2 protein-coding genes are annotated in these 10,543 nt (G+C 73.4%); both read right to left on the bottom strand.

Features of this window, described 5'->3' with window-relative positions; translation table 11 throughout:
• On the bottom strand, positions 1-1,756 hold a 1,756-nt coding region (locus IEY79_RS36775), incomplete at its 3' end, for a type I polyketide synthase (protein ID WP_229701448.1).
• A partial coding sequence (locus tag IEY79_RS37920) for an SDR family NAD(P)-dependent oxidoreductase (protein ID WP_444544912.1) occupies positions 1,746-10,543 on the bottom strand: 8,798 nt, incomplete at its 5' end. The genes IEY79_RS36775 and IEY79_RS37920, both read right to left, overlap by 11 nt.

Here is a 10,543-nt window from a genome sequence, read left to right as displayed (position 1 = left end):
CCACCCACTGCGAACCCTGACCAGGGAACATCACCGCAACCCGACCACCACCACGCACCACACCCGAGACCACACCGGTGGCCTGAGCGCCGTTCGCCAGCGCTGCTGTTCCGGCCAGCAGGCCTTCGCGGTCCCCGGCCAGGACCACCGCCCGGTGATCGAGGGCGGCCCTGGTCGTCGCCAGCGAGTAGCCGACATCGGTGACGGCCACCGCGGGGTGGTCGGTCACATGCCGGTGCAGACGCTCCGCCTGCCCGCTCAGCACCGCCTGGGAGCCGCCCGAGACGATCCACGGCACAACGGGCATCCCGCCCGCTTTACCGTCGCCGTCATCGGTCTCTGCTCCTGCCTCGGGATCGGCGGGTGCGGGTGCGGGTGCCTGCTCCAGGATGACGTGGGCGTTGGTGCCGCTGATCCCGAAGGAGGACACCGCGGACCTGCGCGGCCGGCCCGTCTCCGGCCACGGCCGGTTCTCCGTCAGCAGCGACACCGACCCCGTCGACCAGTCGACGTGCGGCGACGGCTCGTCCACGTGCAGCGTGCGGGGCAACTCACCGTGCCGCATCGCCATCACCATCTTGATCACACCGGCCACACCCGCCGCAGCCTGCGTATGCCCGATGTTCGACTTGATCGACCCCAGCCACAACGGCCGGTCGTCAGCGCGGTCCTGACCGTAGGTCGCCATCAGCGACTGCGCCTCGATCGGGTCACCCAGCGTCGTCCCCGTCCCGTGCGCCTCCACCACATCGACATCGCCCGCCGACAGCCGCGAACTCGCCAACGCCTGCCGGATCACCCGCTGCTGCGACGGGCCGTTCGGCACCGTCAGCCCGCTGCTGGCACCGTCCTGGTTCACCGCGCTGCCACGCAGCACCGCGAGCACCGGATGCCCGTTGCGCTCGGCGTCCGACAACCGCTCCAGCAGCAGCAGGCCCACGCCCTCGCCCCAGCCGGTGCCGTCGGCCGAGGAACTGAACGACTTGCACCGCCCGTCAGCGGCGAGCCCGCGCTGCCGGCTGAACTCCACGAACGCCTTCGGGCTGCACAGCACCGACACCCCGCCGGCGAGCGCGAGGGAGCACTCGCCCGAGCGCAGCGCCTGCGCGGCCAGATGCATCGTGACCAGCGACGAAGAACACGCCGTGTCCACCGTGACCGCGGGGCCCTCAAGGCCGAAGGAGTACGCCAGCCGACCGGACATCACGCTGGTCGCGCCGCCGGTCATCGTGTAGCCCTCGGCGATCTGCGAGACGCCGTGGGCGCGGCCGTAGTCGCTCGACACGGCGCCGACGAAGGCGCCGGTGGCGCTGCCGCGCAGCGACAGCGGATCGATGCCCGCGCGCTCGAAGACCTCCCAGGTGGCCTGGAGCAGCAGCCGCTGCTCCGGGTCCATGGCCAGCGCCTCGCGCGGCGAGATCCCGAAGAGAGCGGCGTCGAAGGCGCCCGCGTCGTCGAGGAACGCGCCGTGCCGGCCGTACGTCTTGCCCGGCGTGTCCGGGTCCGGGTCGTACAGCCCCTCGACGTCCCAGCCGCGGTCGGCGGGGAACTCCGTCATGGCGTCCCGGCCCTCGGCGACCAGCGTCCACAGGTCCTCCGGCGAGGACACGCCGCCGGGGAACCGGCAGGCGATGCCGATGATCGCGAGCGGCTCCGTCAGCGCGCCGGCAAGCTGCTCGTTCTCCTTGCGCAGCCGCTCGGTTTCCTTCAGCGAGGTGCGCAGCGCGCCGACGATCCGGTCGTTGTCAGACGTCATGCCGCTCTCCATTGTTCGCGCTGGTGTTGCCGTCGCCCTGGGCCGCACGGACCAGATCGTCGATGTCCATCTCGTCGATGGCATCGCTCTCGTACCGGGCCGCCGGTGTCGCGTCGTCGGCCTGGGAGAGCCGCAGGAGGACATCGAGTACCCCGGCCTCGTTCAGCCGGGAAAGCGGGATGGCGTTGATCGCCTGCCGGATGTCCGACTCACTGGCGCCGTTCAAGCCGGCGGCATCGGTGCCGGACGCCGCGGGGGCGAGTTCGCTCCGCAAGTACTCGGCCAGCACGGCCGGTGTGGGCTGATCGAAGATCACTGTTGCCGGGAGTTGCAGTCCGGTGGCCTTGTTGAGCCGGTTCCGCAGCTCCACCGCCGCCAGCGAGTCGAAGCCGAGGTCGGTGAACCCGCGCCCGGTGTCGATGCGCTCCGGGGTGTCGTAGCCGAGCACGTTGGCCGCTTGGCCGCGTACGAGATCGACCAGGATGCGCTGCTGCTCCGGCTCGGACAGGGTGGCGAGGCGCTGCAGCGGGTCCGTGTCGGCCGCGGGGGCGCCGGCCGCGGGCCGCGACGGCGGGGGTGCCAGCTTCCGGAACATCGCCGGGACGGTCGCGCCGGGTTGCCGCAGCGCGGACAGGTCCACCCGGGCGGCCACCACCACCGACTCGGCGGTGGTCATCGCCGCGTCCAGCAGTTCGAGCCCCTGCTCGGTGGTCATCTCGGCGAGTCCCGACCGGGACAGCCGGGCCAGGTCCTTCCGGCCCAGGTGCCCGGTCATCTCGCTGGCCTCGGCCCACAGGCCCCAGGCGACCGAGGTGCCGGCCAGTCCCTGCGCCCGCCGGTGGGCGGCGAGGGAGTCCAGGAAGGCGTTGCCCGCCGCGTAGTTGCTCTGTCCGGGCGAGCCCAGCACACCGGCCGCCGAGGAGAAGAGCACGAACGCGGACAGGTCCATGTCCCGGGTCAGCTCGTGCAGGTTGAGCGCGGCGTCCACCTTCGGCCGCAGCACCTGGTGCACGTGCTCCTCCGTGAGGGATCCGATGACGCCGTCGGCCAGGACGCCGGCCGAGTGCATCACCGCGGTCAGCGGATGCTCGGCGGGAATCTCCGCCAGCAGCGAGGCCAGTTCGTCGCGGTCGGCGACGTCACACGCCACGACGCTCGCCTGCGCGCCCAGGCCCGCCAGTTCCTCGACCAGCTCCGCCGCGCCCGGCGCCTCCATGCCGCGCCGGCTCGTCAGCACCAGGTGCCGCATGCCGTGCGCCGCCACCAGATGCCGTGCGGTGGCCGCACCGACCACGCCGGTACCGCCCGTCACCAGGACCGTTCCCGTGACGTCGAGCGGTGCCGGGATCGTCAGCACGTTCTTGCCGACGTGCCGGGCCTGGCTGAGGGTACGGAACGCCTGCCGGGCCCGCCGCATGTCCCAGGCGGTCACCGGCAGCGGCTTCAGGGATCCGCGCTCCAGCAGCTCCGTGATCTCGGTCAGCATGAGCTGAAGCCGCTCGGGTGCCGGTTGCAGCAGGTCGAACGTCTGGTACGCCACGTCCGGGAAGGTCTCGGCGAGCTGTTCCGGGTCGCGGACGTCGGTCTTGCCCAGCTCCAGGAACCGGCCGCCGCGCGGCAGGAGACGCGCGGAGGCGTCGATGTACTCGCCGGAGAGCGAGTTGAGGACGACGTCCACACCGCGGCCCCCGGTGGCCTTGCGGAACTTCTCCTCGAAGCCCAGGTCGCGGGACGAGGAGCGGTGCGCTTCGTCGATCCCCATCTCCTCCAGCACCGGGTGCTTGGCGGGGCTGGCGGTCGCGTAGACCTCGGCGCCCAGGTGGCGCGCGATGTGGGCCGCGGCCATGCCGACGCCGCCGGCCGCCGCGTGGATGAGCACGGCCTCGCCCTTGCGCAGTCCGCCCAGATCCACGAGCCCGTACCAGGCGGTCATGTACGCCACGGAAACCGCGGCGGCTTCCTCGAACGACCAGCCCGCGGGCATCTTCACCAGCAGCCGGTGATCCGCCACCGCGGCGGGCCCGAATGCGTGCGGCACCAGGCCGAACACCCGGTCGCCGACGGCGAACCCGGCCGCGCCGGGGCCGACCTCGCTGACCAGTCCTGCCGCCTCGGTGCCGAGGACGGGCTCGCCCGGGTACAGGCCCAGCGTGATCAGGGTGTCGCGGAAGTTCAGGCCGGCGGCACGCACGGCGACGCGCACCTGCCCCTGCCCGAGCGGTTCGGCCACTTCCGGGCAGGGCAGCGGCGTCAGGCTCTCCGCGCCGGTGGCGCCGGCCCGTACGTCCAGGCGCCACGGCACGCCGCTCGGGGGCGAGAGGAGATCGGGGTTCGCCCCCGCGAGACGGGGCGCGAGCACGTCCCCCGCGCGTACGGCGAGCTGGGGTTCGTCGCTGTCCAGCAGGGCGGGCAGCAGGGCGACGTCGGCCGCGTCGTCCAGGTCGACCAGGGTGATCCGGTCGCGGTTCTCCGACTGCGCGGAACGCACCAGGCCCCACACACCCGACTGCGCCAGATCCGGCACGTCCTCACCGGCACCAGCCGAGACCGCGGAGCGCGTCAGCACCACCAGCCGCGTCGACGCCCACCGCTCGTCGGCCAGCCACTCCTGGAGCTGCCCCAGAACCCGGGACACCTCCGCGCGTGCGGCAGCCGCCACATTGTCGCCCGACTCCCCGGCCCGCGCGTCCGCGCAGACCAGCACGATGACGTCGGGGACGAGGAGTTCCGCGTCATCCGTGGCGCTGTCGTCCTCGTCCTCGGCGAGGTCCGTTTCGAGTGCGCCGGCGAGTTCGGCCATGTCGGCGTACGTCTCCACGGGGACACCGGCGGCGTGCAGGCCGGCACCCACGCGGTGCACGTCCGCGCCGACGATCACCCACCTGCCGGAGGAACCCCCGGCGGACGCGGCACCGTCCGGCAGCGTGGTCCAGTCCAGCCGCAGCAGTCCGTCGCCGCCGCCCATGCGGGCCAACTGCTCCGCGTCCACGGGCCGTACGACCAGCGAACCGGCGACCGCCACGGGACGGCCCGCCGTATCGGCGACCTCGACGCGGATGCCGTCGGCACCGGTCCGGGTAAGACGCACCCGCAACGCGGACGCACCGGAGGCGAACAACCGCACCGAACTCCACGCGAACGGCAACCGGACCTCGTCCGCGGTCTGGAAGAAGTCCCCCAGCCCGCATGCCTGCACGGCCGCATCGAGCAGCGCCGGATGCACACCGAACCGGCCGGCCTGGCCCCGTACGTCCTCCGGCAGAGCTGCCTCGGCGAACAGCTCGTCGCCGCGCCGCCACGCGGCCCGCAGGCCCTGGAACGCCGGACCGAAGCCGTAGCCCGCCTCGGCCGCCCGCTCGTAATGGCCCTCGATGTCGACCGGGGTGGCGCCCGCGGGCGGCCAAGCGGCCAGATCCGCCACGGGCGGGGTCTCCGGTGCGCCGGCCGTCAGGCTGCCGCTGGCGTGCCGCGTCCACTCCCGCAGGCCGTCGTCACCGCGGGAGTGGACGCTGAACGTACGCCGCCCGCTGCCGTCCTCCGGAGCCACCCGGACCTGCATCGCCAGGCCACCGCGCTCGGGCAGGATCAGCGGCGCTTCCAGCGTCAGTTCCTCGACGTGGTCGCAAGCGACCTCGTCCCCTGCGCGTATCGCCAGCTCCACGAAAGCGGTGCCCGGCATCAGGACCGTGCCACCCACGCTGTGGTCGGCCAGCCACGGGTGCGACTGGAGGGACACACGCCCGGTCAGCACCACACCGCCGTCAGCCACCTCGACAGCGGCTGCCAGCAGCGGATGCTCCACGGAGCCCTGGCCCAACTCGGCCGGATCGCCCGTGGCGATCGAAGGGGAGAGCCAGAACCGCTCGTGCTGGAAGGCGTACGTCGGCAGCTCCACCCGGCGCGGTGCGGACCGCGCGAAGACGGCCGGCCAGTCGAGGTCGACACCGTGGGTGAAGGCTTCCGCGAGCGAGATGAGGAAACGGTCCAGGCCGCCTTCGTCGCGGCGCAGCGAGCCGAGGGCCGCGGCAGGGACGCCGACGTCGTCGATCGTCTCCTGCGCGCCTACGACCAGTACCGGATGGGGACTAGGCTCCACGAACACCCGGTGCCCCGCGTCCAGCAGCGTCCGGGTCGCCGCCTCGAACTCCACCGGCTCCCGCAGATTCCAGAACCAGTACCCGGCGTCCAGCTCCGCCGTGTCCTCCCACTCCCCCGTCACCGTCGACAAGAAGGGAATGTCGGCGGACTTCGGCCGGATGTCCGCCAGCGCCGCAAGCAGTTCCTCCCGGACCTCTTCCACCTGCGGCGAGTGGGAGGCGTAGTCCACCGGGACGCGCCGCGCCCGCACGCCCTCCTCCGCACACACGGCGGCCAGCTCGTCCAGCGCGGCGTCCGCGCCGGAAACGACCACCGACCGCGGCCCGTTGACGGCGGCCACCGACAAGACGCCGTCCCATCGGCCCAGCCGCTCCTCGATCGCCTCGCGGCCCAGCGCGACGGACATCATCCCGCCGCTCCCGGACAAGGCCACCAACGCCCGGCTGCGCAGCGCCACTACCTTCGCCGCGTCCTGCAAGGACAGACCACCGGCCACGCACACGGCGGCAATCTCGCCCTGGGAGTGCCCGTACACCGCGGCCGGTTCGACCCCATGCGCCCGCCACAGCTCCGCCAGCGAGACCAGCATGGCGAACAAGGCGGGCTGCACGACATCCACCCGCTCCAGCGCGGGCGCACCCTCCGCACCGCGGAGCACGTCGAGCAGATCCCACTCGACGTACGGAGCCAGCGCGTCCGCGCACGCCCGCAACTGCTCCGCGAAGACCGGCGACTGCTCGAACAGCTCCACCGCCATACCGGCCCACTGCGAGCCCTGGCCCGGGAACATCAGCACCGCGGAGGCCTTGCCGCGGGCCGGCCCGCTCCGCACGTGCGGGGCGAGGTCACCGCGGGAGAGCGCGTCGAGGCCGGCGAGCAGCACCTTGCGGTCGTCCCCGACCACGACCGCGCGATGGTCGAGACGCGCGCGGGTGGTGGCCAGCGAGTAGCCCACGTCCGTCAGCCGCAGGCCCGGGTCGGCCGACAGGTGCCCGTGCAGCCGCTCGGCCTGGGCACGTACCCCCGCTTCCGTCCGTGCGGAGAGCACCAGCGGCACCACCGCGTCGAGCGGGGCTTCGTCCCCGTCGGCTGCGGCTTCGTCGGCGGGTGCGGGCGCCTGTTCCAGTATGACGTGGGCGTTGGTGCCGCTGACGCCGAAGGACGACACCCCGGCCCGGCGCGGCCGGCCCGTCTCCGGCCACGGCCGGTTCTCGGTGAGCAGCGACACGGCACCAGCGGACCAGTCGACGTGCGGCGACGGCTCGTCGACGTGCAGCGTGCGGGGCAACTCCCCGTGCCGCATGGCCATCACCATCTTGATCACACCGGCCACACCGGCGGCAGCCTGCGTGTGCGCGATGTTCGACTTGATCGACCCCAGCCACAACGGCCGGCCCTCAGACCTCTCCTGGCCGTACGTCGCCAGCAGCGACTGCGCCTCGATCGGGTCACCCAGCGTCGTCCCCGTACCGTGCGCCTCCACCGCATCGACGTCGGCGGACGTCAGCCGCGAGTTCGCGAGCGCCTGCCGGATGACGCGCTGCTGGGAGGGTCCGTTCGGCGCGGTCAGGCCGTTGCTCGCGCCGTCCTGGTTCATCGCGCTGCCGCGCAGCACCGCGAGCACCTGGTGCCCGTTGCGCTCGGCGTCCGACAGCCGCTCCAGCAGCACCAGGCCCACGCCTTCCCCGGGCCCGTAGCCGTCGGCGGCGGCGGCAAACGCCTTGCACCGCCCGTCCTTGGAGAGGCCGCGCTGCCGGCTGAACTCGACGAACGCCTTCGGGCTGGACATCACCGACACCCCGCCGGTCACGGCGAGGGAACACTCCCCCGCACGCAGCGCCTGCGCCGCGAGGTGCATGGCCACGAGCGACGAGGAACACGCCGTGTCCACCGTCACCGCGGGCCCTTCGAGACCGAAGGAGTACGCCAGCCGGCCGGTGATCACGCTGCTCGCGCTGCCGGTGACCGCGTAGCCCTCGACGGACTCGGGCACGGACGGCATGCCGGTGACGTAGTCGGAGGCGACCGCGCCGACGTAGGTGCCGGTCTCGGTGCCGCCCAGCGACATCGGGTCGATACCCGCCCGCTCGAACACCTCCCACGCGGTCTCCAGCAGCAGCCGCTGCTGCGGGTCCATCGCCAGCGCCTCGCGCGGCGAGATGCCGAACAGCTCCGCGTCGAACGCGCCGACGTCGAGGAACCCGCCGTGGCGTACGTACGTCTTGCCCAGGCTGTCCGGGTCCGGGTCGTAGAGGCCTTCGACGTCCCAGCCGCGGTCCGTGGGGAACCCGGAGACGACGTCCCGGCCCTCGGCGATCAGCCGCCACAGGTCCTCCGGCGACGACACCCCGCCCGGGTAGCGGCAGGCCACCCCGATGATCGCGACGAGGTCGTCGGAGGCGCCCGAGGGCGCGGGGGCGGGGGTCGCCGGAGCGCGGTCCGTGCCGAGCAGTTCCTCGCGGAGGTGCCGAGCGAGGACGTCGGGGGTGGGGTAGTCGAAGACGAGCGTGGCGGGCAGCCGCAGCCCGGTCGCCGCCGTCAACTGGTTGCGCAGTTGGACGGCCGTGACGGAGTCGCAGCCGAGGTCGCGGAAGGCCCGGTCGGCCTGGACCGTGGCCGGGTTCTCGTGCCCGAGCACGTCGGCCGCCTGGGAGCGGATGAGGTCGGAGAGCGACCTGAGCTGTTCCGCGACGGGCAGGCCGGTCAGGCGCCGTGCCAGTGCGGAGTCGGCCGCGGTCTCGTCGCGTGCCGCGCCGTCGAGTCCGAGTGCCTGGCGGACCTCGGGGAGGTCTTCCAGCAGCGGCTGCGGCCTGGCCATGATGAAGGAGGGCGCGAAGCGCTCCCAGTCGACGTCGGCGACGGTGACGGTGGTCTCGTCGTGGTCCAGCGCCCGGGTCAGGGCCGCGATGGCGTGCTCGGTCGGCATCTCCAGCAGGCCGCGCCTGCGCAGTTGCTCGATGCCTTCAGCCTGGTTCATCCCGCCGTCGGCCCAGACGCCCCAGGCGACGGAGGTGGCCGCCAGGCCGCGGGCGCGCCGGTGCTCGGCCAGCGCGTTCAGATAGGCGTTAGCCGCGGCGTAGCCGCCGTGGTCCGCGCCGCCCCAGATGCCGGCGATGGAGGAGATGAGCACGAAGGCGTCCACCGATTCGCCGAGCAGCTCGTCGAGGTGGGCGGCGCCGGTCGCCTTGGCCAGCAGCACGTGCTCCAGATCGGCGACGGTGCTCTCGTCCAGCGTACGGAAGTGGGCGGCACCGGCGGCGTGCACGACACCGCGGATGGGCGGCCCGTCGGCCTCGGCGCCGCGGATGAGCCCTTCGAGCGCGTCGCGGTCGGCCACGTCGCAGGCGGCGATCGTGACGCGGACGCCCAGCTCTTCCAGGTCCCGCCGCAACTCGGGGGCCTCGGGGGCGTCGGGGCCGCGCCGGCTGGCGAGCACCAGGTGCGCGGCGCCGTTGGCGGCCAGCCACCGGGCGAGGTGGGCGCCGACGCCGCTGGTGCCACCGGTGATCAGCACGGTGTCGCGCGGCGCCCAGTTTCTCGCGGGCGTCTCGTCGGTGAGCGGCGCGTGCGTCAGCCGCGGGGCGAACAGGCCCGTGGAGCGGACGGCGAGCTGGTCCTCCCTGCCGTCTCCGCCGAGTACGGCGCAGAGCGCCTGCGCGGCGGCCTCGTCGACGTGCTCGGGGAGGTCCACGAGCCCGCCCCAGCGGTCGGGGTGCTCCAGGCCGGCGACGCGGCCGACGCCCCAGGTCTGGGACTGCCCGGGCCGGTCGGTGCGATCGGCGGGGCCGGTGGTGACGGCGCCGCGCGTGGCCATCCACAGCGGGGCGCCGATGTGCGCGTCCCCGAGGGCTTGCAGCAGCGTGACGTTGCCGACGAGCCCGCGGCTGACGCCCGGGTGCGCCGGGTGCGGCTCCTCGTCCAGGGCAAGCAGCGAGAGGACGCCGCCCATCTGTGCGCCGTTCCCGCCGAGTTCGCCGAGGCGGCGGTGCAGCTCCGCGCGGTCGGTCGCGGCGGGGTCGAACGCGACGGGCCTGACGTCGGCGCCGCGGGCGATGAGCGCGCCGATGACGGCGTCGGCCCGGTCCCGCCCGTCGGCTCCGGTGGAGTGGGCCACCACCCAGGCCCCCGTCGGGGGTGCGGGGTCCTGGGTGGTGGGGATCGGTTTCCACGTGACGCGGTAGCGCCACGCGTCCGCGGTGGAGCGTGCCTGCTGGCGGCGGCGCCACGAGGTGAGGGCCGGCAGGACGGAGTCGAAGGAGGAGGCGGTGTCCTCGTCGGTGAGGCCGAGGGTGTCGCCGAGTGCCACGATGTCACCGTCTTCGACGGCCTGCCAGAAGCGCGTCTCGGCCGCGTTCGCGGGGGGCGCGGCCTCGGCGGCGGCCCGGTCGAAGGACAGCTCGACGGCCTGGACGGCGGATCCTGCGAACACGGCGCGCCAGTCGAGGTCCACGCCGTGCGCGAAGGCTTCGGCGAGGGCAGCGGTGAAGCGGTCGAGTCCGCCCTCGTCGCGCTGTAGCGACCCGAGCGTCGAGGCGGGCAGACCGGTGGTGTCGATGGTCTCCTGTACGCCGACGGTGAGCACCGGGTGCGGACTCGCCTCGATGAACACCCGCTTGCCGGCGTCCAGCAGGGTCCGTACGGCCGCTTCGAACTGCACCGGGTTGCGCAGGTTGCGGAACCAGTACGCGG

The sequence above is a fragment of the Streptomyces camponoticapitis genome (assembly GCF_014646115.1).
In the GTDB taxonomy this organism is placed as follows: Bacteria; Actinomycetota; Actinomycetes; order Streptomycetales; family Streptomycetaceae; genus Streptomyces; species Streptomyces camponoticapitis.
The sequence above is the reverse complement of the archived record's forward strand: the minus strand, read 5'-3'. Positions and strand labels throughout refer to the sequence as shown.